Genomic DNA, 26,887 nt, shown 5'->3' with positions numbered 1-26,887 from the left:
ATTTTTTATATTATTGCGCCAAAAATTCGAAACGAGAAGATGCGAAATTTCATATTTTTAGCGCTGTTTTTAAACGCGACCATATTTTTTCTACCTCGCGGCGCACAAGCCGAGAGCTTCATCACCGACGAAGAATACGGCGCGATGCTGTATAAAAACCCCCGCGGCATCGGCTGCGACAAGTGCCACGGCGAAAAGGGAGAGGGCTCGCTGATCGCGACGTATAAAGAATTTAACCGCACCGCGGGCGCCTACTACGAGCGCGCCCTAAACGCGCCGCCGATCAACAATCTCTCGCTTCAGGAGCTCGCCGACGGGATCAGCAGCTCGCGCGACGTGATGCCTAGCTACTTCCTGACGCAAAACGAGATCATCATCATCTACAAATATATAAAATCGATAAATCAACCCAAAAAGAAGGAGAAAAAATGAATAATCACGACGAATTTCTAGCAGCACAAAAACTTATCCCCGGCGGCGTCGATTCGCCGGTGCGAGCATTCGGTAACGTAGGCGGCGAGCCTTTTATGGTAGATCGCGGCGAGGGCTCGTACATATACGATGTCGAGGGCAAAAAATATCTCGACTTCGTGCAGAGCTGGGGTCCGCTCATCTTCGGTCACGCCGATGCTGACATTGAGCGCGCCGTCATGCAAACCGCCAAAAAGGGGCTAAGCTTCGGCGCATCCAGCCCGCTTGAGACGCAGCTTGCCTCGCTGGTGCTAAAAAATTTCGATTTCCTAGATAAGATCCGCTTTACCAGCAGCGGCACCGAGGCTACGATGAGCGCGATCCGTCTTGCGCGCGCCTTTAGCGGACGAGATAAAATTTTAAAATTTGAGGGCTGCTACCACGGTCACAGTGACAGTCTGCTCGTCAAAGCGGGCAGCGGCGCGAGCACCTTCGGTAACGCAAGCAGCGCGGGCGTGCCGCAGGACGTCGCAAAAAACACCTACCTAGCCAGATACAACGACATACAAAGCGTAAAGGACGTCCTAGCGCAAAACGACATCGGCACGATCATCATCGAGCCGATTGCGGGGAATATGGGCTTGGTGCCGGCGGATCCCGAATTTTTAACCGAGCTTCGCGCGCTGTGCGACGAGAAAAAGATCGTACTGATAATCGACGAGGTAATGAGCGGCTTTCGCGCGAGCGAGCTAGGCAGCTACGGCATCTACGGCGTCCGCGGCGATCTAGTAACCTTCGGTAAGGTCATCGGCGGCGGCATGGGCGTGGCGGCGTTTGCGGGCAAGCGCGAAATCATGGATATGGTAAGTCCGCTAGGAGCGGTATATCAAGCGGGCACGCTAAGCGGAAATCCCGTCGCAATGGCTGCAGGCATCGCTAGCCTAAGTAAAATTTACGCTAGCAGCGGCCTTTACGAAAGGCTCGGCGAGCTGGCGCGTAGGCTCACAGACGGGCTTTGCGCCATAGCGCAGCGTCGCGGCATAGCGCTTCAAACCGCCTGCGTAGGCTCGATGTTCGGATACTTTTTTGCAGACGAAGAGGTACGCGACTACGACGGCGCCCTGCGGGCAGACACCGCGCGCTTTGCGAAATTTCACGGCGAGATGATTAAGCGCGGCGTATTTTTGGCGCCTAGTCAGTTTGAGACGGGCTTTATCTGCTCTACGATGGACGAAGCGCAGATCGACTTTGCGCTAAACGCGGCAGATGAAGCGATGGCGGCGCTTTAAGGGCTGCATTTTAAAATTTTACGGATTTTAGATGAGAGTGACGAAAAATTTAAACAAAATCGTAAAGGGCGCCTGCGACATCAGCCTAGGCATCTCGATCGTCGTAGCGATCGGCATCGGCGTAGCGATCGGGCTTGGGCTGCGGCACCTCACGGGCTCACTGCTTTTATTATGGCTCGGCATCGCTATCGGCATCGCGGCGGCGTTTTTGAACGTTTACCGCGCGTGCAAGGCGCTAAATTCGAGCCTAAAGGAGCTTGAGGACGATCCGAAATACAAGGCGGATCCGAAAAATTTCGATGACGAATTGGATGAGCGAGATTGAATAGGCGATTTTTGCTCATATACTGTGCACTAAACGCGGCGTTTGCCCTGCTTGGGTTAGCGCTTTGCGGCTCAGCATTTTTCGGCTCGGGCTCTTTCGGCGTACGAGCACTTGCGTGGCTTCTTAGCTTGGAGGCTGGGTTTTTGGGCGCATTCGGCGCGGTATATTTTTCGTTTCGCGCTTACCGCAACAAAATAGAAGATGAGCTAAGAGCCGGCAAATACGATGAAATTTTACGGCAAAGCTCTAAAAATTCTGCCGGTTTTATAAGTGGCGAAACTTCCGCAAACGATATAAATTCCGCAAGCAATGGCGGCAAAAACCGAGGCGGCACAGGCGGCGACGATAAAATTTCATACAGCGAAGTTTACGGCGACAAAAATTTAAAGAGAGAAAGCTTTGAGGGCGTAAATTCAGGCGCCGAAATTTCAAACGCCCAAAATTCCGAAGGCGCAATAAATTTCACAAGCGGCGAGACCCACATCGAAAACGATGGCAGCTGCGCTCTATACGATGAGACCACCGGCGAGTGTGCCGCAAGCTCTACCGACGACGAAGATACCGAAAATTTCACCGCCGAGCGCGACATAACCGCCGCTGGCGAGCGCGACGTAAATTCTACGAAGAGCGACGACAAAACCTCCGCTTGCGACGCGACCGCTTTAGGACATGCCGCCGATAAATTTAATATGAATGGCAGCGCGACTTGTAGCAACTCACACGGCAGCATAAACGACGAAGCTAGCGATAGTTCGCAAGGCGGCATAGGCGCGCACTGTGACGACTTGAAAAATGCAGCGAGCAGCGATCTGAGCGACGGCGTAGATAGCGGCGAGCGGAGCGGCGGTGCAGATAGCAGCAATCATAGCGATGGCACAGATAGCGGCAATCGTGGCGGCGATGTAGATAGCAGCGAGCGGAGCTACGGTACGAGCGATTTTGGGGGTGGGATTGGCGGTGCGCGCGACGGATCAAAGGATGATTTCGGAGGCGCGGACGGCAGCATTGATGATTGGGACGATGAGTGCGAGAGAGGCGAGGTTCGGAGCAACTTTGCTGGGGCGTTTTTCTCTCCGTTTAAAATTTTGTCTTACGCGGCGCTCGTGGCGGCGATCTACCTGCTTGCCAAGCTGTCCTTGCTAAACCCGCTAGCGATTATCTTGGGCGTTACGATCATTCCTCTGGGCACGATGATCGTTGCTTTCGCTGACAAAGACGCGCGCTAAACTCAAACAGCGCGAGTAAGACGCTTTAAATTTTAAAATTTAGCTTCAGCGGGATTGAGCGCAGATCGGCGCAGGATAAAATCGCGGCAACGCCCGCCACCGCGAGCCGTGCCACGGACACCGCGCGTTTCGGCACGCATCCGGGCGGGCTAAATTTATAAAATTTGCGCCGCACATCTTTAAACTTCTGCGTAAATTCAGATCGTCGCGACGAGCGATAGAAATTCTACGCAGCATTTAAGCACGTAATTCTAAAATTAAATTTAACCGCCGCGAATTGCAATTCAGCGCGAAATCCTTATCTATATTTAATTAAATTTTAGCTACCATTATGCAAAATTTGAGGAAACATTATGAATTACGATACCTTAAAAAAAATCTTTTTTCGATTTGATCCAGAAACCGCCCACAAGATCGCAGAATTCGGACTTCGCGCGCTCTATGCGACCCCGGGCGGGCTTGAGGCTTTGGCAAAATTCGGCGTTTATAAAGATGAAATTTTAACTCAAAATATATGGAATTTAAGCTTCGATAACCCCGTAGGTATCGCGGGCGGCTTCGACAAAAACGCCACGATGATCGCGCCGCTGGCCGCTCTTGGCTTCGGACACATCGATTTTGGCACCTTTACGCCGCGTCCTCAAAGCGGCAACGAAAAGCCGCGACTTTTTCGCCTCGTTAGCGAGCAGAGCATCCAAAACGCGATGGGCTTTAACAACGAAGGTGCTGATGTTATCGAGCGTCGCGTGCGAAAAATTTATCCTTTTGTAATCCCGATCGCCGCAAATATCGGCAAAAATAAGGCCACTTCGAACGAGGACGCGCTAAGCGATTACGAAGCCTTGGGTCGTAAATTTAACGGGCTTTGCGATTTTTTCATCATCAACGTAAGCTCGCCGAACACCCCGAATCTGCGCGCTTTGCAAGAAAATAGCTTCATAAGCGAGCTAATCGGAGCGATGAAAAAAATCACGAACAGGCCGCTCGTCTTAAAGCTGGCGCCCGATATGAGCGCGGATCAGGCGATCGCGCTGTGCGAGTGCGCGGTGCAAAGCGGCGCAAGCGGCATCATCATAAATAACACGAGCATCGATTATTCGCTAAGTCCCAACGCTAGGGACTTCGGCGGCTTAAGCGGCAGGCTGATTACCGAAAAATCGCGAAAGCTTTTCGCACAGGTCGCTCGCGAGCTCTTCGGCCGCACGATCCTAATCAGCTGCGGCGGCATAGACAGCGCGCAGGAGGCCTATGAGCGTATCAAATCGGGCGCGAGCCTGGTTCAAATTTTTACTGCCTTTATCTTCAAGGGTCCGTTCGTCGCAAAATCGATCAACGAGGGGCTGGCGGAGCTTTTGCGCGCAGACGGCTTCAATAACATAAGCGAGGCGGTTGGGGCGAATTTAAAAGATCGCGCGGGCGAAGGATACGGCACCAGAAGCGATCAGGCCAAAAATCGCGACAACGGCGCGGATTTGCGCGCTTGCGAAGACAAAGAGGCGGAAACTAAAACGGATAAAATTTCGAGTGCGACCGAAGGTGAGGAAACGAGCGAAATTTCAAACGAGCCCGAAAGTAAGGATACGGACGAAAATTCTAACGACGGCAAAAGCGAAATATCGAGCACCCAAGCGGATGAAATTCCCGCCGTTCAAACAGATGAAATTTCGAGCACTCAAACAGGCTTAAGCTCCGAAGAGGATGAAAATTCCGGCACTTCGGCAAATTTAAACGTCTTAGCAAGCGCAGATACCGCGACGGATCGAAGCTCGGCGGAGCAAAGCGGTGCGAAGAACAAAAATTCAGAGATTAAAAGTAGCGCGAATAACAAAAATTCCGAGGTTAAAAATACAAAACGAAGCAGCGCAAAAAGCAAAAATTTAGAGGCTAAAAGCGCAAAGCAAAGCGGTGCGGATCGAAAGTCGGATAAAATTTCAAAAAGCGCGCCTAAAAGCGGCACAGAGCAAAAACAAAGTCAAATTTCAAAAAGCGGCGTAAGTTCCAAGCGCGGTAAAATTTCAAAGGATGCCTCGCAGAATGACGCTTCGCAGAAAGATGACGCACAGAATGGCGCCTTGCATAAGGACGTCGTGCAGGATAATATCCCGCAGAAGGACGCTACGCAAAAAGACGCCGTGCAGGATAACGCCTCGCAGCAGAAAGATGCCGCAGCTAAATATCTCTCGAAAAGCGGCGCAAAGAGCGAGAATTTAGAGGCCAAAAACGCGAAACAAAGCAGCGCGGCAAGCAAAACCGCCAAAACGAAAACCGAACCAAAAAATAAAGCCGCGAGCAAAGCCGCGCCAAAAAACGACATAGAAAGCAAAAATTCTAAAACTAAAGCCGCGTCAAAAAATAGTGCGGAAAGCAAAAGCTTAAAAGCCAAAAACGCAAAGCAAAGCAGCGCCAAAACTAAAAATTCCGAGACCGAAGAGACCAAAGAGCTTAAAGAGGCCAAAGAAGCGAACGGCGCCCAAGACGCGGAGCAAAACTCAAGCAAAAAACGAAAGGCGAAAAAAGATTAATGTTTCCAAAATTTAAGAAAATCACGCTGCAAAACGGACTTCAAATTTACCATATCCCGATGAATAAGGGCAGCGGCGTCATCAGCGTGGACGTGTTTTACAACGTCGGCTCGCGCGACGAGGTGATGGGCAAAAGCGGCATCGCGCACATGCTGGAGCATCTAAATTTTAAATCCACGAAAAATCGCAAGGCGGGCGAGTTCGACGCAATCGTAAAGGGCTTTGGCGGCGTGAATAACGCAAGTACGGGCTTTGATTACACGCACTACTTCATCAAGTGCGCGAGCTCAAATTTAGAGGTCTGCTTGGATCTTTACGCCGACATCATGCAAAATTTAAGCCTCAAAGACAAAGAATTTCAGCCCGAGCGCAAGGTCGTGCTTGAGGAGCGGCTGTGGCGCACCGATAACGATCCGTTCGGATACCTATTTTTCAGGCTCTATAACGCCGCGTTTTTGTACCACCCGTACCACTGGACGCCGATCGGCTTTCGCAAGGACATCGAAAACTGGAGTATCAAAGATATCAAGGAATTTCACGCTAAATTTTATCAGCCGCAAAACGCCGTGCTGCTGATCACCGGCGACATCGGCGAAAAAGCGGCGTTTGATGCGGCTAAAAAACACTTCGCGCCCGTAAAAAACAAAGGCGAAATTCCGTGCCTTCACTGCACCGAGCCCGCGCAAGACGGCGAGAAGCTTAGCGTTATTTACAAAAACAGCGAGGCGCAGATCGTGGCCGTCGCCTTTAAAATTCCGCCGTTTAACCACCCAGACGCCGCGGCGATCAAAGCGATGGATATATATCTTAGTGGCGGTAAGAGCTCGCTTTTACAGCGCGTGCTGGTCGATGAGAAAAAGCTCGCCAATCAGATCAACATCTACGATATGAGTGCCAAGGACGAGAATTTATTTATAGTCTTTGCCGTTTGCAACCAGGGCGTAAGCGGCGAGGCGCTGAGAGATGAAATTTTAGCGCTGATCGAAAAAGCCAAAAAAGCTAAAATAAGCGACGACGATATGCTAAAGATCAAAAACACCCTAAGCAGCGATCTTATCTACTCTCTCGACAGCGCTAGCAAGGTAGCGCAGATGTACGGCAGCTACATCGTCCGCGGCGATCTGGACGCGCTATTTAGGCTGGAGCGCGAGATCAAAAGCCTGGATAAAAACGCGGTTAAAAAAGCGATGAAGACCTATCTAAGCCTTAAAAGCTCCACAAGCATTATCTTACGAAAGGAAAACGATGAATAAAAATGTCATAATCGGCTCTATGACGGCGCTGATCACGCCTTTTAAAGAGGGCAAACTGGACGAGCAGACCTACTCCAAGCTCATCAAAAGACAGATCGCAAACGGCATAAGCGCGGTCGTGCCCGTCGGTACCACGGGCGAGAGCGCGACGCTGACGCACGACGAGCACCGCGTCTGTATCGAGATCGCCGTAGATGCGTGCAAGGGCACGGACGTCAAGGTGCTAGCGGGCGCGGGCAGTAATGCAACTCACGAAGCGATCGGGCTCGCGCAGTTTGCGCAGGCTCACGGCGCAGACGGAATTTTATCCGTAGCGCCCTACTACAATAAACCCACCCAAAAGGGGTTGTATCTGCACTACAAGGCGATCGCAAGTTCGGTAGATCTGCCGGTACTGCTCTACAATGTCCCAGGGCGCACCGGCTGCGACATCGCCGCGGATACGATCATAAAGCTTTTTAACGACTGCGAGAATATCTACGGCGTCAAAGAAGCCAGCGGCAGCATCGATAAATGCGTCGATCTGCTCGCGCACGAGCCGCGTCTTAGCGTGCTTAGTGGCGAGGATGCGATCAACTATCCGATCCTAAGCAACGGCGGCAAAGGCGTGATCTCCGTTACGGCAAATTTACTGCCCGATTACACGGCGAGACTAACGAAATTTGCGTTGCAAAATGAGTTTTTAAAAGCCAAGCAGATCAACGACGATCTCTACGCGATCAATAAAATTTTATTCTGCGAGAGCAATCCGATCCCGATCAAAGCGGCAATGTATATCGCGGGCCTCGCGCCTAGCTTGGAGTACCGCTTGCCGCTTTGCGAGCCGAGCGCGGAAAACCTCAAAAAAATAGAAAACGTAATGAAACAATACACTATCAAAGGATTTTAATTGACGAACGAATTTAAAGGAAAAACGCTAGTTATCAGCGGCGGTACGAGAGGCATAGGCAGAGCGATCGTTTTAGAATTCGCAGCTGCGGGGGCGAATATCGCTTTTACGTATAATTCCAACGAGGAGCTAGCGACTTCGCAAGCAGCCGATCTTGAGAAGGCTTACGGCATAAAGGCGCGCGCTTATGCGCTCAATATCTTAGAGCCCGAGACCTACAAGGAGCTCTTTGCCAAGATCGACGAGGATTTTGCGCGAGTGGATTTTTTCATCTCAAACGCCATCATCTCGGGTCGCGCAGTCGCGGGCGGATACACTAAATTTATGAGGCTAAAGCCGCGCGGCATCAACAATATCTTTACCGCGACCGTAAATGCCTTCGTAGTAGGCGCGCAAGAAGCCGCAAAACGCATGGAAGCGGTAGGCGGCGGCTCGATCATCTCGCTTAGCTCCACGGGAAATTTAGTCTATATCGAAAACTACGCGGGTCACGGCACGGCAAAAGCCGCCGTCGAAGCGATGGCGCGCTACGCTGCGACCGAGCTCGGCGAAAAAAATATCCGTGTAAACGTAGTAAGCGGCGGACCGATCGAGACGGACGCGCTACGAGCCTTTACGAACTACGAAGAGGTACGCGATAAAACCGCCGAGCTTAGCCCGCTAGGACGCATGGGACAGCCGGAGGATTTGGCGGGAGCATGTTTATTTCTATGCTCGAGTAAGGCTAGCTGGGTGACGGGACACACCTTCATCGTCGACGGCGGAACGACCTTTAAATAATGCTAAATTTACCCAATATTTTAGCGAGCTTTCGCGTTGCGCTGGCGCCGCTGTTTTTTTGGCTGATCTTACTAGCAGGCCATGCAAATGGCGGCATGGTGGGCTCGGTGCACGTCAGCTGGATCGATTATTTCGCCGCGCTAGTATTCGTAATCGCCTCCGTCACGGACTTTTTTGACGGATACATCGCGCGCTCTTGGAATCAGAAGACCAAACTAGGCGCCATCATCGATCCGCTCGCCGATAAGATGCTGACGCTTGCGGGCTTTTTGGGGCTTATGTTTATCGGGCGCGCTAGCCCGTGGGCGATCTATCTGATCCTAATCCGCGAGTTTTTCATCACTGGGCTTCGCGTGGCGATGGCGGGCGACGGCGTAGAGGTCGCCGCGTCTATGGCGGGCAAGGTGAAGACAGTCTTTCAGATGATCGCTATCGGCTGGCTAACGATGCAGTGGCCCTATGCAAACGCCCTGCTCTGGATCGCGGTCGCACTGACGCTATATTCGGGCTTTGAATACGTCGCGGCATATGCTAAGGCTACGAAAAAAGGCTAAATTTTAAAATTTAGACTAGATATAGCTTCCATATTTGAAGACAAAATCGGTATCGTAGAGCGCCAAAACGCACGCTTAAAGCGGGTTTTGGTGATAAAATTTCAGCGTAAAATTTCACCTATACCGACAAACGTAAAATTTTAAAATTTCGCGCTATAAATTGTGAGATAAAATTTTATAGATGTTTAATCTGTACGCGCACAGCAGTGCGCCAAACCTATAAAATTTAAAAGATAAAATTCCGCCGTGCAAAATTCCACGGCGCAGAATTCCGTCTAACCGCCGTGCAAAATTTCAGAGCGGCGCGGCAGTGTTTCAAAACATGGCGGAATTTCAAAGTAAAACGGAATTTCAAAATATACAGCTTTTCAAAAAATAGCGGCATTTCAAAGTGCAAAGCTCCGCGCGGCGAAATTTTATAACTCACTCCGCAAAATCTCGCGGTAAAATTTCGCTTTTAAATTTTAAATTCCTCTCGTCCTCCATCCGCCGCGCGCCTTAATTTAGCTAAATTCATAGCTCGAAACGGCGGCGGGCTAAGCTCAAAAAGCTAACCAAGTTTAAAAAAGCGAGCTAAGGCTTTAAACGGCGATCTAAGCTTAAAATTTACAAAATCATAGTAAGCTTAGCCCATTTTTTACAAAGGTTTGAAATTTGAAAAGCATAATTTTAACGCTGACGATCCTGGCGGTCGGATTTTATTTTTACTCGATAAATTTTATGGTCACGGTGCTGGCGATCAGCTTCCTCATCTTTTTCCACGAGCTGGGGCATTTTTTGGCGGCGCGGGCGCTGGGCGTGGGGGTGAACGTCTTTAGCGTAGGCTTCGGCGAGAAGGTCTTTACCAAGCGCATCGGCGCGACGCAGTACGCCATCAGCGCGATCCCTCTGGGGGGCTACGTGAGCCTTAAGGGGCAGGAGGATTTGGATCCCGCCGCAGCAAGCGCGGATCCCGACAGCTACAACTCCAAAGGCCCGATCGCGCGCATAATCATACTTTTTGCGGGGCCGTTTTTTAACCTGCTGCTTGCGTTTTTGATCTACATCGCGCTGGGCTACATCGGCGTCGAAAAACTCGCACCAAAGGTCGGCAAAATCTCGCCAGGCTCTGCCGCGGCAAGCTCAGGGCTAATGCTAAACGATGAAATTTTATCAATCGACGGCAAGCAGATCCGCGAGTGGGACGACATCTCAAGGCAGGTAACCGCCGCACCGCTAAGCTTGGAAATCATGCGCGACGGCGAGCGGCTGAGCCTGCAGCTCACGCCAAAGCTCGGCGAGAAAAAAACCATCTGGCGCGAGAGCATCAGAGTGCCGCTCATCGGCATTTCGCCCGATTACAATGCGACCGTGACGCTGTATCACAAGGGCGCGAGCTCGCTTAGCTTTGCGTGGGATCAGACGGTGGAGGCATCAAAGCTCATCCTGGTAGGTCTAGAAAAGCTCGCCAGCGGCGTCGTTTCGCCCAAGGAGATGGGCGGCATCGTCGCTATCACCGACATCACCTCAAAGGCGGTCGATTACGGCGCGGCGGTCTTACTCGCGCTCGTGGCGCTAATATCGGTAAATTTAGGGCTCATCAACCTCTTTCCGATCCCTGCGCTCGACGGCGGGCATATCGCGTTTAATCTCTTTGAGCTTATCTTCCGCCGCCCGGTGCCAAAGCGGGTATTCGTGGGCGCCAGCTACGTAGGGATGGGGATTTTAGCGCTTTTGATGATATTTACGGTGCTAAATGATTTCGCTAGAATTTTGGGATTTTACAAATGAGACTGGATGAAATTTTAAAGCGCATTGAGGCTGCAAAAGCAGGCGAGGGCGAAGTGCAGCTAGTCGCGGTAAGCAAAAACGTAGGCACGGATGAAGTGCGCGAGCTGTATTCGCAAGGACAGATCGCATTCGGCGAAAACAGAGTACAGGAGCTAAAGCGCAAAAGCGAGGCCTTGCGCGAACTGCCGTTAAAGTGGCACTTCATCGGCACGCTGCAAAGCAACAAAATCAATCAGCTCATCGCTCTGCGCCCGACGCTGTGGCAGAGCTGCAACAGTTGCGAGCTCGCGCTTGCCGTAAATAAGCGGCTAACTTATCCGCTAGATACGCTGCTGGAGATCAACGCTGCGGGCGAGAGCTCCAAAACGGGGCTCGATAAAAACCGCGCGGTGGAGGAGTTTTTGCGCATCAAGCAGGAGTGCAAAAATCTAAATTTAATCGGCGTGATGAGCATCGGCGCACATGTGAGCGAGCCCGCGCAGATCGCGCGAAGCTTCGAGGCAAGCCGCGAGATCTTCGACGCGCTCGTGCCGCACGGCGCGCGGATCTGCTCGATGGGGATGAGCGATGATTTTGAGCTCGCGATCAAATGCGGCTCGAACATGATCCGCCTCGGTAGAATTTTATACGCCTAAGCCCCGAGGGACGGGCCTTAGCGCGCAAGCAAATTTTATACCGCTTTTATTAGGCGGCGCGCTTGATTTGCCGCGCGAGCTAAATTCGGCGCGTAACTTGAAATTTAGCGCAATGCTTGATTTTACGTGCTACTTAAATTTAGCGCGTTATTGAAATTTTACGCAGCGCAACAACACGGCATCAAATTTTAAACCTCAATAAAATTTTATTTGCAGCGATGCAAATTTTAAAGACGTGAGAATATAAAATTCTAAGCGCAATCCATATAAAGACAGAATCTTAAAAGGCGAAATTTCAAGTGGCGGCAGCTGGCGTATATCGCGCGCACGCTGGTTCAGGGCGCGAAAGCGATCTTTATGGACGAGCCGACAAACGGGCTGGACTTCGGCAATCAGATCAAGCTACTCGAGATGATAAAAGCGCTGGGGGACGAGAGCTACACCTTCGTGCAGACGACGCACTACCCGCGGCATGCAAAGTTTGTTTCAAATTTGACGCTGTTTATAAAAGACGGCGAAATTTTAGCTTTTGGGCGCAGCGAACAGCTCATAAACGCCGAAAATATCGATAAAATCTACGGCATAAACTACAAAAGATACGAGGATAGATTATAAATTTTACCGTTAAATTTAGCTGAATTGGGATAAAATTGCGCGTATAGAATAACTTTTCGGCGACAAAACGGCGCGCCCTATAAAATGCCGTGTGGGTCGCGGCTGCGGCAATGTAAGCTGCAAACCGAATTGCTGGCGAGCAAAACGTCTAAATTTAAACGATAAATTTAAAAGGAAAATCATGACTCCGCGCGAGATATTTTTAAACGGCTGCGCCGAGATCGCGGCGAATTTCACGGACTTCAAGCCCTCGCAAAAGGGGCAAAAACTAACGAAGCTTGCAAGCGATAAGGAGATTTCGTTTGAAATTTATTTTAGCTCCAGCATGCGCAATTACTCCGGTAGCGTGAGCATCCTATCGCAGGTCGCGATCTACTGCAAGCGCCTAAAAAAGCTAATGCAAGAGGAGCTGCCCTACTCGAGCGACCTTGTTTTCGTATCGCACCTTGGCTATCTCGCGCCGCGCAGGCAGTTTCGCGACTGGCAGCTCGCGGGTGCCAGCTTCGAGCCCAGCGTTCGCGAGATTAGCGCAGCTATCAAGGACTACGCGCTGCCTATTTTTGAGCTTTTTGAGGACAAGCGCAAGGCGGTGGAGTTTATGATGCAGCGCGGGGCTAAATTTAACAAAAATCTAAGCGCCTTCGATCTGCGCCCGATCTACTTTATCTTTTATTTCGGCGGCAGGGACGCGGCGGAGGCGTTTTTTAACGTCTGTCTAAGCGATTGCACGCACAAAGGGCGATTTTATAAGCTTTATGAAGAGCTTGCAAACGGCACAGAGGCGGATTTTAGTAGGAGTTTGTTTTGGAGCGATACGGAGGCGAAATTTGCATTTGTAAAAGGACTTAGAATTTTAAATGGCTGAAGCTTTAATTCAAATTTTAATCGTAATTTTTAGCGTCTTGCTCCTGGGCGAGACTACTTGGACGCTTTTTTGCCGCAACCCTCGCAAGCTTAGTCCGAGCTGCCTTGCCGCGATAGATGGGATAAGCGAAGCAAGCGCGGTAAAAAGGCTTTCCATGCGACCGTTTTTGTTCTGGCTGGAGCGGTTTTTTATCTCGTGCGAGAGCCTTTGGTTCGATCAGGATTTCATCTACGTTTTTGACGGACAGAAGCTCGCGGCGAGGTATAAATTTGAGCAAATTTTGACGCTTGAAGCCACAAAAATACGGATAAATCATGCTAGGATTTGGCGGATCCGCTTTGCTGGCGGCGCGAGCAAGCTTGAACGCGGCAGCACGAACAAGCCCGAGCAAGACGGCGCGAGCGAGTATAAATTTGTGCCCGCTGCTTCGATTTTTACGCCGAGCTTTAAAGAATTTTTGCAAATTTTACGCGAGAAAAACAGAGGAGCGATCAAGACGGAGTCTAGATTTTGGGAGACCGTTTAACGCGGCAGAATTTTACAAAGCGGATTTGCAAAAAAATAGAAAAGGTGCGGAGCTTTCAGGCGCGATCGTCACAAAGGGCGGCAAAAGCTATGCGCGAAACCGCAAGAGGCGATAAATAGATAATGGGAGGCAAAATGAAACGCTGGAGCAAACTTCAAAAACGGCTTTACGAGCTCGTGGATGAAAGCATTGATTTTAAGCTCCACTGCACGGTTTATAGGATGCAAAGCAGGCGCGGCAACACGGATTTGCCGCGATATTTTATCACGCTTGCGGGCGAGATTATTTTTGATTACCCAAAGGATTTCGTACTAAAAAGCGGCGGCGTAAAAAGCCTAGCACAGGGCGCTCTAGCGAAAATTTATCCGTATGGTAACGACATAAGCGACATCGGTGAGCTTATACGCGAATATATCGACACGCCCAAAGAGGAGCTGTTTGCAAAGCACTTTGGTGCCGATGAATGGGGGCTTGCAAATATCCTAAAGGCCGCCGACAAACGTATCGGCAAAAGGAGACTGTAAATTTTATCCAAAAACAAGAAAAATCAAGCGATGCAAAAGGTGATAGCGGCTAGATTGGGAGCTTTGCAATAAATCCACAGCGGCGATTTAAATGCGGAGCGAACAAGCGCGGGCGACAGACTAAAAATTTTGATTTATGAGCGGACTTTTAAAATTTAGCTTCGATCGTTCGGTGAAAATTTAAAGAATTTAGAGCAGATAAAATACGCAAAGGTGGGCTTGCCTTAGCATTTTTCGCCGGGTGGTTTGAAATTTTAGGCGGGTTTGGGCACGGCGCATAAATTTACGCTAAAATATGACGAAAAAATCGGTGCGATCTGCCCGCAAAATTTTAGAAAGGATAGTTATGATTTTAGCTTTAAACTACGATAAAATCGACTTTGATGCGCTTTATAAGACGCAAAAAGCAAAGAGCTCATTCGGCAAAAAACTGGCCGAGCATTGGGACAAAAAGGCGTCCAGCCTTAACGAGGGCGTGATGAAAAGCGCCTACGCGCGAGTTTATAGACAAGGTCGATTTTACAGGGCGCTTCAACGCTGCTTGATTTTGCATGCGGAACAGGCGCGCTAAGCGTGCTGGCGGCGGAAAAGGTGGATCAAATTTACGGCTATGACTTTTCGCCCAAAATGCTGGAATTTGCCCGCGAGAATGCTCAAATTTACGGTGCGAAAAACGCGAAATTTGCGCAAAAGGCCTTTGAGGACGACTGGTTGGACGTGCCTGTATGCGACGTGGTTTTAGCCTCGCGCTGCCTTGAGGTGGACGATCTAAAAACTGCGCTTAACAAGCTTCTTTCAAAGACCAAAAAATCGCTTTACATCACATTTAAGGTCGGCAGCTTCGTAGATGAGCGGATTTTGCAGGCGCTGGGGCGCGACGTGCAAAAGAGGCCCGACTTCGTCTATCTCATCAATATTTTATTTCAAATGGGCTATTTGCCGAGCCTCAGCTACATCAAAGCCCCGTGCCACGGCGGCGGAGCAAAGAGTGCGGAGGAGTTTGTGCAAAAGACGCGTTGGGGGCTTGGCGACGAGCTAAGCGAAACGGAGGAGGCGCAGCTAGCGGAGTATTTTAACAGCGGCAAATACGAGCCAAAGCGGGATTTTATGCACTGGGCGTTCGTGCGGGTGGATAAAACGGATGAGCTTTAGCTTGGTTGCTTTATTTTATGAATGAAGCAGGATAAATTTTGAAGCTAAATTTAGCTAGAAAAGAAGCGTAAATTTAGCTTGCTAAAAATTTTATCGATCAAATTGCGATAGCCGGTAAGTATTCATTTTTAAAAATTTAATGAGAAATCGGGATCGCTTGTCTGCCAAAAAAAAGAAGCAAGTCAAAAAAGCTTGCTTCATTAAATTTAAAACGCTACGGAGTAAAAAAAGCAAAATTTGAGCTAAAATAACCGAGAAAGGCGGTAAAAATGCAAAAAGACAAAATCCCCGCGGACATCAGCCAAATTCCGCAAGAAATTTTAAAAAGCTACGATAGATTTCGCTTTTGTAGATATCTGTTTTTTGGGACGCTTTTGACCTTTCTCATTTATATCATCGTGTTTCTTGCGTTTGTAAATGATGCGCCCATAATGTCGTTTTTATGCATGCTCGCGCTATCTGCGATAAATATACTCGTCTGCCTAAACAGGCTGAAGTATAAAAAATACGCCCTGCTTTTATTTAGCAATGCAGATAAGGCCTTTATGCTTATATGAATACATGTGGCTGCGATATTTTACGTCCTTTATGCTTTGGTCGGATTTTATTTACAGATAAAATATCACATAGACTGGGATACACGTCAGATTATACCTGCTATTTTTATCGCTATTCCGGTGGCGATAATAACATATAACGCAAATCCGGAATTTGACGCCGATGAGACCGTGTATCTACCGGCGCCAAAATCGCAAACAAAAATCGGCGGAGCCATCGCTGATAAAATTTCCGGCGAGCAAAATTTTAACAAAACAAACGGCGAGGTGCAAGCTACCCAAGATGAAGCCGCTAAATTTGAGCAAAAATTTAATGACGCGAGCCTTGTGGCAGAATCTATCCAAAGCAAAGAGGAAGCGCTGGAGTACGGCAAAGCTCTAGCACAAATTGCAAAAAATTTAAAGCAAAAATATCAACTTCACCGTTTGATTAGATTTGCTTTCGCGAGTTTTGCGACAACGGTTTTTTTGATTTTATTTTTATCGGATTCGTACGAATTACACTGGGCGTTTATAATTAGCGCGTTTGTACAATTATATTTTCTTTTCAAAGCGCAGATACAGCAAACTTTTCATATAAAATCCCGAAAAAGGCAATACGATTTTCGCGATAGAAAATTTTGCGATTGTGACGCTAGTTTTGTATCTCCCACTCTCGGAATTGCTCTTTTCTCAAGGACGAAGTTACGATAATATGGCTCTAATTCTTGGGTATCTGTATTTGCCGATAGCTCCGATATTGTTTATAACGACCATCGTTTGCCTAGCACGCAACTTAAGCGTTTATAAAGAGATAAAAGAGTGAAATTAGTAAAATTTAAACGAATTTTTAAATAACTTTATCGCTCAAATATACTTCATCAGCTCCTTGTCAGAGTATCCTTTTGCTGTGGAATGACAGCTTAAATTTAGAATTTAAATTAATCTAAAGCAGCACTTTGCACCTTTAAATTTACAAGCCCGCCATTTTTATCTGCGTTTATTAAAACGCTTTAAATTAGCTGAATGTAGAAGTAAGAATAAAGAAGCGTGGATATTTTAGGCATAGCAAATGCGTTTAAATTTGATCTTAAACGCTCAAGATTACTGCGTTAGCTTGCATTTCAGCGCCTCTTGTAAAAGCGCATTGGCTACTACTCTCTCTTTTTTTACGAAGATAAAATTTTCGCCGTATTCGCTCTGCAGCTCGCTTTGCGGATCGGCGCCCGTATGCATCACTATGATATTTGCTTTTAAATTAGAGCCGTTTAGCATCTTAGCGACTATGTCGAGCTTTTGCTGATTTGCGATCGTCAGGATGATGACCGACGCATCGCGCGCATGCAGCTCGTCGATCGCGGTTTTTTGCATTATATTTACAAAGTATATATTCTCTCCGCGCGATTTGCCCAGATCAACAAGCTCTAAATCGCTCTCGGCGACTACGTATAGCAGCCCCTGATCTTTAAGGCGGAGCACCACCTCCTGCCCTATCCTGCCATAGCCTGCTACAATGATGTGATTTTTCATCGGCGGGATTTGAGTTTTATGCTCCTCATCCTCGAGCTTTTCAACTTTAGACTCGAAACGGTTGGCGATTTTGTTTAAATTCTTAAGAATAAACGGCGTTAAAATCATCGTCGCAGTTACGACTGTAATTAAAATTTGCCCGTTTTCCTTACTTAGCATATCGCGGCTCATCAACAACGAAAATATCGCCAGCGCAAACTCTCCTATCTGGCATAGCGACAGCGCCGCTTTTAGCGCTATCCTTTTGCCGGTCGAGAGAAATAAGATCGCGTAAATCACTACCGTTTTAAGCGCCATTATAACGATAATAGCGAGCAGGATTAGCCCATAGTGCGAGACGATAACTTCAAAATTTATCTGCATGCCAATCGTGATAAAAAAAAGTCCCAGCAGTATGTCTCGAAACGGCGTCAGATCAGCCTCTATCTCGTGTTTATACTCGGTTTCTGCGATGAGCATACCCGCGATGAACGCGCCCAGCGTGTACGAAAAGCCAAAAACATGCGCCAAAAAGCTAGCCCCCACGACGGTAAAAAGGATGGTCGCGATGAAAATTTCTTTAGAATTTGTCCTTACGACGTAGTAGAGGAAGCGGTTGAAAGCAAATTTACCGAGCACGAAAAGGATCACTACCACTATGGCGGCGCTTACGGCGGTTTTTAAGATTAGATAGTTCACGGGGGTATTGTCGGTCGAGCCGAATATGTCAATCATAAGCAAGATGGGGATGACGGCGAGGTCTTGAAAGAGCAGGATGCCAAGCACCTTGCGCCCGTAGTTTTGGTTGATTTCGCCTGTTTCGTTGAGCGTTTTTAGCACGATCGCCGTAGAGCTAAGCGCGAGCGCAAGCCCGATAATCATCACAGTTTTTATGTTTCCGCCGAAAGCTTGATCGATGATGAGCGCTAAGATAATACCGGTGCCGAGCACTTGGAGTATGCCGTTAAAAAATACGTCCTTTTTCATACTCATGAGGTGATGGAAACTAAACTCAAGCCCGATGGTAAACATCAAAAAAACAATTCCGAATTCTGCCAGCTCAGACATATGGGCATTTTCGACACTGCTTAGACTATAGATCTGCGAAAAGCACACGCCCGCAACGATATAGCCGATGATGGTGGGAATTTCAAAAATTTTAAAGACGATATTTAGCACTATCGCAAGCGCAGTGATCGCAAGAAATAGCTCTATAACAAGCTCCATTAACTCCCTTTTTTGTAAGATTATGCATAAAATTTAGCGCTAAATTTATTGTCAAATTTTACATTATCCGCGACCATTTACCGGAGGCGATAATCGATGAAATTTTATCTTTTCATATAAATTTACGGGTAAATTTTATAATGTGATTTTACTAAAATCCCGCTTAAAAATAGAGAAATTATGTCGCACTTTATCGCTAAATTTAGAGGCTCGCGGCAAAATTTTAAAATCTAACACGGCTTGGAATTTTAAATTTTAAAACCAAATTATATCAAGGTGGTTTTTAAATTTAATCGCAAGCAAATTCGCCCGGGTTTGCTTAGCGCAACTTAAATTTAACGCGCCCACAAATCCTCTCTGAAAATCAAAATTTATCGCTTGAACCTACGCTTAAGAGGCGATCTTGCTTTTTGATAGCATTAAAATTTCAGCTTGTAGCACCAGGATCCGATTTTTGCTGAGCTTTAAAATTTTTATTTCGCAAACTTTAATCTGTCTCTCCGCCAAGCTCTAAAATTCTAGCCCGCAGCTCCTCGATCTCGCGCTCATACTCGGCAATCCTTTCTTGCAGGCGAAAGATCACATCCACGCCCGCAAGATTGACGCCAAGCTCCTTTGTAAGGTTTAAAATCATGCGTATGCGGTCCATATCATGCGCCGAGTACAGGCGCATCTTACCCTCAGTGCGCCCCGGGCTTACGAGCCCTTCGCGCTCGTATTGCCGCAGTGTCTGCGGATGGATATCTAGGACCTTCGAAACTATCGATATGAGATAAACCGGCTCATCATAATCATGCATTTTGATGCCTCCTTATAGCTTTTGCAGCGCGGCTTTGACGTCCTCATCCAGCGAATCAACGTCTGGCAAGACGACATTTACCACCGCGTATAGATCGCCTAAAATTTTACTCTTGCGGTTTTGTACGCCGTAGCCTTTTAAGCGGTATTTCTGCCCGTTTTTGGTATTTTTTGCGACCTTTATCGTTGCGCTTTTGCTCGGCGTCGAAATTTCTACCTTTCCGCCAAACAGCGCTGTTTTCAAAGGAATATCTATTTTTTTGAAAAGATCGTCGCCTTCGCGGCTATACTCGGCGCTTGGCGCGATTTTTATCTCTAAAATTAGATCGCCGCTTTGAGCGCCTGATTTTTGTCCTTTTCCCCTGATGCGTAGCTTTTCGCCCGCATTGATGCCCGCAGGTACTTTAAATTTAACCGTCTCGCCGCCCACGCGCACGCTCATCTCGCCGCCTTGTATCGCGGTTTCAAAAGGAATTTCAATCGAGCTGTGCGTATCTAGGCTCTGCGCGCCGCCAAAGCCGCCACCGAAACTACTGCCGCTAAAGCCACTAAAACCTTCGCCGCCACCGAAAGAGCTGAAACTAAATCCACCGCGCGAGCCTGCACTTTTTGCGCCGAAGGAGCCACCGAAAATGCTGTTTAGGATGTCGTTTAGATCGCCCATGTTCGCCGAGCCCTGCGCGAAATCGTGGAAATTCTGTCCGCCGAACATCTCGTCGCCGTGGCGGTCATACTGCGCCCGCTTTTTCTCGTCGCTTAAAATTTCATACGCGGCGTTGATCTCTTTAAATTTATCCTCAGCTCCTGGTTCTTTATTGATATCCGGGTGATACTTGCGAGCCAGCCTGCGGTAAGCTTTTTTAATCTCCTCGGCGCTTGCTGATTTATCCACGCCTAAGGTTTCGTATAAACTGCTTGTGCTTGCCATTTTAATCCTTAAAATCTTAAAATTTATGTAGATTATATCATAAAACTTTAGTGAGTGTCAATCAAGTTTGCTAAATTCTATTTATAAATTTTAATTTTGCGTTAAGAATATATTAGCGGACAAAATTTATAATTCCGCCAAAATTTCATTATCACAAAGGAAGCAAAAATGAAAAAATCGATCATCATATCGATAGCCTTAGCAGGTGCGCTTTTGGGCGCTAGTATCGACATTAAAGAGGCTCCAAGTAATTATGAGCGCGTAAATCCGGGCTTTAATCAAGACGTGGTGCTTTCGTATCACAGCTCGCTTGCGGACGTAAAAAAATCCGTCGTCAATATCGCAACTAAAACCAAGATCAAAGCAGGCAATAGCCCGATGTCGCAGATGTTTGACGATCCGTTTTTTAAGCAATTTTTCGATTTTGACATTCCGCAGCAGCAGGAGCGTGAGGGAAGCTCGCTAGGCTCTGGTGTCATCATCTCCGAAGACGGCTATATTGTCACAAATAATCACGTAATAGAAAATGCCGACGAAATCGTAGTTACGCTACTAGAGGGTGATAAAGAGTATAAGGCCAAGGTAATCGGCACCGACCCCAAAACCGACCTTGCGATCATCAAAATCGACGAAAAAAATCTCTCTGCGGTTAAATTTGCCGACTCGTCCAAGGCTATGGAGGGCGACATTGTATTTGCTATCGGAAATCCTTTCGGCGTGGGCGGCACCATCACTCAAGGCATAATCTCGGCGCTAAATAAAAACAATATCGGGTTAAATCAATATGAAAATTTCATCCAAACCGACGCTTCGATTAATCCGGGCAACTCAGGCGGCGCGCTAGTGGATAGTCGCGGCGCGCTTTTGGGGATAAATTCCGCCATTTTAAGTCGCGGCGGCGGAAATAACGGCGTAGGCTTTGCGATCCCTTCAAATATGGTAAAAGAGATCGCTGAAAAGCTCATCACAAACGGCAAGATCGAGCGTGGCTTTATAGGCGTTACGATCTCGGATATGTCTAAAGACCAAAAAGAGCTCTATGAAAGCAAGGAGGGCGCGCTAATCTCAAGCGTAGAAAAGGATATGCCAGCCGATAAAGCAGGTATCAAGCGCGGCGATTTGATTACCAAAATAAACGGCAAATCTATCAAAAACGCCAACGAGCTAAAAAATTTAATTGGCTCAATGGCTCCAGGAAGCTCAGTGGATGTAGAATTTGAACGCGACGGCAAAAGCAAGAGCACGACTATCAAGCTAGACGCGATGAAATCCGACTCCACCACCTTAGGCTCAGCCGGCGAAAACTCACAAAGCGCGATAGAGGGGCTAAAGCTAAGGACGTTAAATGACAGCTTACGCCGCAAATATAACCTCGACGACGATGTCTCGGGCGCCCTCGTCTTAAGCGTCAAAGATGGTTCAAAAGCCGATGATTACGGCTTTGAGGTAGGCGACGTGATCATCCAAGTCGGTCAAAACGATGTCAAAAGCTCAGACGACTTTGATCGTTATATCAAAGATTATAAGGGCAAAAAGACCCTAGTCTGGGTTATCAGACGCGGAATTCCGCAAGGTCTTGTGATCCGCTAAGCTCGATTCGCGAGGCTTTAGCGGCGAGAAACGCGCAAGCGTTAAAATTTAACCGCGACAAGCCCAGCTCAAAGCATTAGCGGAACATTGAAAGTAAGCAAACAGAAGCTTTTGAGATTTTGAGCTTTCTAGCAAGCGAAATTTCTAGCTTTCGAGCGCAAAAGATGCATAAACTATAAAAATGGGCTTTTGGCGAGCATAAAAGCTGCCGAAAGCCCTCTGCTATTTTAAAGCACCTTCGCCGAAAGCCCTTTGTTATTTTAAAGCACCTCCGCCGAAAGCCTAGATTTCGCTTGAAATTCTTAGAATTTTGCCCCCTCCATTGCTTTTATTTTCACTTAGAATTTTTAAAATTTAACCCTCCGCGCCGCTACTTTATCGTTTTTATCGCCTCGTCTGGAACTGCTTTAAAATTTTAATCTCTTTGCTAACAACATACCGCAGAAGTATGTGCTTCTAACCTAGAATTACTTCAAATTTTAATTCCTCTTGTATATTACTTCATTTTAAATTCTACAAATCCAAATTTTATAAAATCTATGTCCTACCCTACTTCTCATTATCAGAAACTGCTGCCTTTTTATTCTAGCGCTTTTCTCGCAGCGTCGTTTCTTGGGAATCCCGCTGGCTAAATTTTAAGGTCGGAATTTTAAAATTCCATCATTTTGTAATCGTAATTTTTCGTTTAAGCTTCGATAACAAAAATAAGCTGAAATTTTACTTTATTATCGAAAACGTTGCATCGCAATACCCATTTTTTCGCATTAAGCTACTTTTTGTTAGAAATTGTATTAAATTTATTGTAAATAGGTATTTTTATAGTATAATGGATAGTTTTTATTTTTTACGAAGGATTACAACTATGAAAGATATTAAGATACCGATTATTTCCGGTTTAAGTTTGGCGGCATGCTTAGCCATTGCTCCTTCACAAGCTTTAGCCGGTAACGGAGTCATAACGGTAACTAAAAGCGACGGCACCCCAAGTCAATTATATAAATCATCAGGCGAAAATTACTCGGGCGGCTTTGAAAGTAAAGCAAATGTTCACGGACAAAACGATAATAATATCGTAACAATAAGAGGCGTTACCTCGGGTGGTGAAATTACCTGGAATCGCACGATCTATGGTGGAGGTAATGGCGATGGCACTCCCGAAGGATCTGACTTCAAATATAGACAAACTAGCTCGGCGGAAAATAATACGCTCAACGTTAGTAACGGCGCTACAGTAGCGATACTTGTAGGCGGCGAAGGAAAAGGTGCCAAAAACAACACGGTTAACTTGAATAATGCAGAAGTAAATAATGTCGTACTCGGCGGTAATGGCACATGGTTCGGTAGAACAAATGCTAGCGGAGACGCTATCCATAATGTCGTAAACATAAGCGGTGCTACTAAAGTATTCTACGGCGGCTTTCCAAATTTTGAATACACTGCGGTAATGGGCGGTAGAGCGACCGGTACAAGCCAGGCAAATAATAATGAAGTAAATATCAGCGGTACGCCTACCATTGCTGGCAGGATTGCTGGTGCTGGAGTACAAAACGGCGGCGCAGACGGCAATAAAGTAAATATTACCGGTGTTGTAAATTTAACAAACGTAAATGGAGTAATAGCCGCAGAAAATAGCACCGCCACTTTACAAAATAATATCGTCACTATCAATAACGATGGTGCTGTAGTTACCGATGTTTTAGTCGCTAATGGTACGGGTGGTGGTATTAGCGGTCCTGGTGGTAAAGCAACAGCTAAAAATAATCATGGCAAGCTGATAAAAGGTACAGTCGGAAATATCAACGGCGCGTATATGGTTAGCAAAACCGAAAAAAATCACTCTACTATCGAGGGTGGTCATGTAACTAACTACGTATACGGAAGTTATTATAGAAACGACGCCCATGATCTTAAATCTAATAGCAAAGGCGATTATGTTACCATTAGCGGCGGTAAAGTAGATAAGGCAATTTATGGTGCTTTTACATATTACGGCGATATAGATGGGGCTCATGTAGATATGAACGGTGGTAAAGTCGTGGGTGCAAATGTTGCTGGCGATGACGGAGTATTTGGTGGGCTTAGCTACGACGGTAAGGTTAATAATAGCTATTTGGAGTTAACCGGCGGTCAAATAACCGGCGATGCGATCGGCGGAAGAAGCAACAATAAAGATGTCGCGAATAACTACGCAAAAATTAATGGCAATGCAAAAATAGGCGGAAGACTGATCGGCGGAGAGAGCCGCGGCGGAACGGTTACTAATAGTTATTTAGATCTGACCGGCGGCGAGATCGGTCAACAAGCCATAGGCGGCAAGAGCAAAACAGGCGCTTCAAATAATAAAGTAACCTCTACCGGTACGACTTTTAAAAAGAGCGTTACCGGCGGAGAAAGCTCTAACGGCGCCGTAACCGGCAGTAGGGTGTTTTTGACTAGCTCCAAAGTCGGCGAGAATATTTACGGCGGTAACGCTGCAGGTGGCAAAGCGGAAGATAACCACGTCAAACTTAGAGGGAATAACGTCGTAACCGGTGAAATTTACGGTGGCATATCCACTACTAACGATGCTTCAAGAAATATCGTAGATATAGAAGACGGCGAAGTAGGCGGCACGATTTTTGGCGGAAGAGGCGTAAACTCATTTAACAATACCGTAAATTTAACTCGCACTCACGCTAAAAATCAAGTCAACGGTGGCGGCGTTAATACGAGCGGCGGTAGTGCCCACGATAATAAAATAACCTTAGACAGCGCTAAGGTGGACGGCATCGTAAGTGGCGGCCAAGCTAATAGCGGAGATGCCGCAAAAAATATCGTAACGGCGCAAAATAACTCAAAAATAAATTCCGTTATCGGCGGTCAGTCTTCAAGCGGAGCTGCTAAATTAAATGAAGTACACTTAAGCGATAGCGCCGTAACGAAAGAAATTTACGGCGGATATAGCATAAGCAATAATTCAGAAGAAAATATCGTAAATTTAACAAATACTACCGCGAATGATGAAGTCTACGGCGGATTAAGCTCACAAAAAGCTGCCGATAAAAATACTGTAAAATTAAACGGCGGCGAAGCTAAAAAGAATGTTTGGGGCGGACACGGTCGCACCGGCACCTCACAAAACACCGTGACGGTAGAGGGAGGCGCACTGGTAGCGGGCAACGCACTGGGCGCAGAGGCGACAGCCGGCAGCGCAACCAATAACACCGTAAATGTCGATAGCGGCAAAGTTACCGGTGACGTAAAAGGTGCAAAAGCTAGCGGTAGTGCAACCAATAACACTGTAAATTTAAAAGGTACCGCTAGAGTTGACGGTAACGTCTACGCTGCAGATGCCACTAGCGGTAGCGGCAACAGCGTAAATTTCCATAGCGGAAGCGTAGGAGGAACGATATACGGTCTATCTAATACAAGCGGCACCAATAATGCTCTAAACGTATATAACGCCTCTACTCAAAAAACCGCAGGCGATATAGCAAATCTTAACGTATTAAACTTCGATGGAATTTCAAACGCTAACGGTAGCGCTGCAACTGCAGCTTTAAATTTAACCGCTACCGGCAATACCGATATCAATAACGCTAAGTTCCAACTAAACGGAATAGATTACGATCCAAGTAGCGATAGCTACGGCTCACTTAATATAGAGGAGGGTAAGGAGTATTATCTAATTAAAAACGGAGGCGATTACTCAAATTTCAAAGAGAAAGCCAAGCAGCAGACAAACGTATTTAATATCACCGATGCTTCTACCTATGAGATCTCTTTAAAGGGTATGTTAAAGAGCACGGATAAGCACTCCATATTTATCCAAGGGGTAAAGGATACCAAACGCAATATCTCATCCGATAAAAACTTCGATAGCGAAGAGGTCTTAAAATATGATCCGGATCTTAGCGCAGGTACTATAATCAACGTAGGTAAAGCAGGCGAGAATAAAAACTTTAACGGACTTAAAATAAATACGGTAAATACCGATCCTGCTAAACCTATAAAAGCAACCGTTACTCTAGTAGAGGGTAATAATATAGGAACCATTACCGGCGATGACGACGATACTTTAAAGATAGGTAAAGATGACGGCTCTATGACTCCTGGTAGTATAGAAGCTGAAAACATCGCAGGCTTTAAGAAGATCGACTTTAATCTCCCTAACAACTACAACGGAAACGATCCTGCACTTAAGCTTACCGGAAGTACTATTACCGATCTTAGCCAGACAAATGTTAATGTAAATACCAATAACCTTGATGATAACAAAGACTATAAGTTAATCAGCAAGGATAACGGTACTATAAACTTCCAAGATAGAAGCACCCAAAAAGATCAGGTCTATACCATTACAGATAAAGACCACTACCAATATGACGGTGAAACCTTCCGTAAACAAAACGCCGACAAAGAGCTTGTATATAGAAAGGGCACCATTACAGATGCTTGGATAGATAACGGTTTCGATAGCGGTGAGCTAACCAAGAACCAAGCTAACAATGCTGCCCAAGCAGGTGCTCATAAGCTATTCGGTAATAAAAATAACACCGTAAACGTATCTCAAAGCGCAGGAGATCTAAACGGTAAGAATATAAGCTCCGGTAGAGCAGATGTCAAAGATAGCGTAACTCCAAATACCGTCTATAACAATAAAACCATAGTTAAGGGCGGAACAAATTTTGGTAACGTAAATGCAGGTTACGGCGATAGCGGAACCCAAGAGGTTCACCACAATGAGCTAAGCTTTGAAGATAGCTCAAAAGGTGCGGTGGTAAACGGAAACATTAGCGCAGGCTACTCCCTAAACGGAAACGTTCACGATAATACCGTAACTACAAACGATACCGTTATTAATGGAAACGCTTACGGCGGTGAAGCGGCAAATGGTAATGCAGATAGCAACACCATAACTCTAAACGACGGCAAAGTTACCGGTGACGTAAAAGGTGCAAAAGCTAGCGGTAGTGCAACCAAT

At 47.0% G+C, this 26,887-nt stretch carries 23 protein-coding genes and 1 pseudogene; 21 read left to right on the top strand and 3 right to left on the bottom strand.

Translation table 11 applies throughout. From position 1 onward, the window contains the following. Positions 1–39: 39 nt before the first annotated feature. The 19 genes and pseudogenes from QZ176_RS06290 to QZ176_RS06200 all read left to right on the top strand — a co-directional run bounded on the left by QZ176_RS06290 (position 40) and on the right by QZ176_RS06200 (position 16,586). Positions 40–432, top strand: coding sequence for a cytochrome C oxidase subunit III (locus QZ176_RS06290; protein WP_295152060.1), 393 nt, complete (start codon positions 40–42; stop codon positions 430–432). Beyond that, a complete protein-coding gene (hemL, locus tag QZ176_RS06285) occupies positions 429–1,700 on the top strand; it encodes a glutamate-1-semialdehyde 2,1-aminomutase (protein WP_295152058.1) in 1,272 nt (423 codons plus the stop codon). The genes QZ176_RS06290 and hemL overlap by 4 nt, the downstream gene beginning before the upstream one ends. A 31-nt stretch (positions 1,701–1,731) precedes the next feature. Beyond that, on the top strand, positions 1,732–2,025 hold the full coding sequence (locus QZ176_RS06280) for an AtpZ/AtpI family protein (protein ID WP_295152056.1): 294 nt from the start codon (positions 1,732–1,734) through the stop codon (positions 2,023–2,025). Positions 2,026–2,036: 11 nt separating this feature from the next. Then, positions 2,037–3,251, top strand: coding sequence for a hypothetical protein (locus QZ176_RS06275; protein ID WP_295152054.1), 1,215 nt, complete (start codon positions 2,037–2,039; stop codon positions 3,249–3,251). 353 nt (positions 3,252–3,604) lie between these two features. After that, positions 3,605–4,657, top strand: a pseudogene (locus tag QZ176_RS06270) (quinone-dependent dihydroorotate dehydrogenase); the annotation flags it as partial. Positions 4,658–5,772: 1,115 nt separating this feature from the next. After that, the gene (locus QZ176_RS06265; protein ID WP_295152052.1) at positions 5,773–7,026 is read left to right on the top strand and encodes a pitrilysin family protein; all 1,254 of its coding nucleotides are present in this window, start codon (positions 5,773–5,775) and stop codon (positions 7,024–7,026) included. Continuing rightward, positions 7,019–7,915 (top strand): 4-hydroxy-tetrahydrodipicolinate synthase, encoded by an 897-nt coding sequence (gene dapA / locus QZ176_RS06260; protein WP_295152050.1) that lies wholly within the window; start codon positions 7,019–7,021, stop codon positions 7,913–7,915. Before QZ176_RS06265 ends, dapA begins: the two co-directional genes overlap by 8 nt. Beyond that, positions 7,916–8,695, top strand: a complete 780-nt coding sequence (locus QZ176_RS06255) for an enoyl-ACP reductase (protein ID WP_291937459.1) — start codon at positions 7,916–7,918, stop codon at positions 8,693–8,695. It abuts the gene before it with no gap. After that, on the top strand, positions 8,692–9,249 hold the full coding sequence (pgsA, locus tag QZ176_RS06250) for a CDP-diacylglycerol--glycerol-3-phosphate 3-phosphatidyltransferase (RefSeq protein WP_295152120.1): 558 nt from the start codon (positions 8,692–8,694) through the stop codon (positions 9,247–9,249). Before QZ176_RS06255 ends, pgsA begins: the two co-directional genes overlap by 4 nt. Before the next feature lie 654 nt (positions 9,250–9,903). Beyond that, the gene (gene rseP, locus QZ176_RS06245; protein WP_295152048.1) at positions 9,904–11,019 is read left to right on the top strand and encodes an RIP metalloprotease RseP; all 1,116 of its coding nucleotides are present in this window, start codon (positions 9,904–9,906) and stop codon (positions 11,017–11,019) included. After that, complete coding sequence (locus tag QZ176_RS06240; protein WP_295152046.1) at positions 11,016–11,654, top strand: YggS family pyridoxal phosphate-dependent enzyme; 639 nt, start codon at positions 11,016–11,018, stop codon at positions 11,652–11,654. The genes rseP and QZ176_RS06240 overlap by 4 nt, the downstream gene beginning before the upstream one ends. A 357-nt stretch (positions 11,655–12,011) precedes the next feature. Beyond that, positions 12,012–12,269, top strand: a complete 258-nt coding sequence (locus QZ176_RS06235) for an ABC transporter ATP-binding protein (protein WP_295152044.1) — start codon at positions 12,012–12,014, stop codon at positions 12,267–12,269. A gap of 181 nt (positions 12,270–12,450) precedes the next feature. Further along, positions 12,451–13,134 (top strand): hypothetical protein, encoded by a 684-nt coding sequence (locus tag QZ176_RS06230; RefSeq protein WP_295152042.1) that lies wholly within the window; start codon positions 12,451–12,453, stop codon positions 13,132–13,134. Continuing rightward, positions 13,127–13,660: a hypothetical protein gene (locus QZ176_RS06225; RefSeq protein ID WP_295152040.1), complete on the top strand. Its 534-nt coding sequence runs from the start codon at positions 13,127–13,129 to the stop codon at positions 13,658–13,660. Before QZ176_RS06230 ends, QZ176_RS06225 begins: the two co-directional genes overlap by 8 nt. Before the next feature lie 134 nt (positions 13,661–13,794). After that, the gene (locus tag QZ176_RS06220; protein ID WP_295152038.1) at positions 13,795–14,184 is read left to right on the top strand and encodes a hypothetical protein; all 390 of its coding nucleotides are present in this window, start codon (positions 13,795–13,797) and stop codon (positions 14,182–14,184) included. A 346-nt stretch (positions 14,185–14,530) separates the two neighbouring features. Continuing rightward, positions 14,531–14,755, top strand: a complete 225-nt coding sequence (locus tag QZ176_RS06215; RefSeq protein WP_295152036.1) for a hypothetical protein — start codon at positions 14,531–14,533, stop codon at positions 14,753–14,755. Between the two features lie 2 nt (positions 14,756–14,757). After that, on the top strand, positions 14,758–15,336 hold the full coding sequence (locus QZ176_RS06210; RefSeq protein WP_295152034.1) for a class I SAM-dependent methyltransferase: 579 nt from the start codon (positions 14,758–14,760) through the stop codon (positions 15,334–15,336). Positions 15,337–15,605: 269 nt separating this feature from the next. Then, a complete protein-coding gene (locus QZ176_RS06205; RefSeq protein WP_295152032.1) occupies positions 15,606–15,893 on the top strand; it encodes a hypothetical protein in 288 nt (95 codons plus the stop codon). Positions 15,894–15,899: 6 nt separating this feature from the next. After that, entirely contained in the window at positions 15,900–16,586 is a 687-nt protein-coding gene (locus QZ176_RS06200) for a hypothetical protein (protein WP_295152030.1), read from the top strand. A 390-nt stretch (positions 16,587–16,976) separates the two neighbouring features. Here the strand turns inward: QZ176_RS06200 and QZ176_RS06195 are convergent, their stop codons facing one another. The 3 genes from QZ176_RS06195 to QZ176_RS06185 all read right to left on the bottom strand — a co-directional run bounded on the left by QZ176_RS06195 (position 16,977) and on the right by QZ176_RS06185 (position 20,334). Further along, on the bottom strand, positions 16,977–18,608 hold the full coding sequence (locus tag QZ176_RS06195) for a cation:proton antiporter (RefSeq protein ID WP_295152028.1): 1,632 nt from the start codon (positions 18,606–18,608) through the stop codon (positions 16,977–16,979). A 487-nt stretch (positions 18,609–19,095) separates the two neighbouring features. Further along, complete coding sequence (locus tag QZ176_RS06190) at positions 19,096–19,407, bottom strand: helix-turn-helix transcriptional regulator (RefSeq protein ID WP_005870178.1); 312 nt, start codon at positions 19,405–19,407, stop codon at positions 19,096–19,098. Positions 19,408–19,419: 12 nt separating this feature from the next. After that, positions 19,420–20,334, bottom strand: a complete 915-nt coding sequence (locus tag QZ176_RS06185; protein WP_295152025.1) for a DnaJ C-terminal domain-containing protein — start codon at positions 20,332–20,334, stop codon at positions 19,420–19,422. A gap of 168 nt (positions 20,335–20,502) precedes the next feature. Between QZ176_RS06185 and QZ176_RS06180 the strand changes: the two genes are divergently transcribed. Then, complete coding sequence (locus QZ176_RS06180; protein ID WP_295152023.1) at positions 20,503–21,924, top strand: Do family serine endopeptidase; 1,422 nt, start codon at positions 20,503–20,505, stop codon at positions 21,922–21,924. 862 nt (positions 21,925–22,786) lie between these two features. After that, positions 22,787–26,887, top strand: a 4,101-nt coding sequence (locus QZ176_RS06175) for a hypothetical protein (RefSeq protein WP_295152021.1), incomplete at its 3' end; no start/stop codon positions are given.

The organism is uncultured Campylobacter sp. (genome assembly GCF_905373215.1).
Classification (GTDB): Bacteria; Campylobacterota; Campylobacteria; order Campylobacterales; family Campylobacteraceae; genus Campylobacter_B.
Note: the sequence above shows the minus strand (reverse complement) of the source record. Positions and strands in the feature narration are given on the sequence as shown.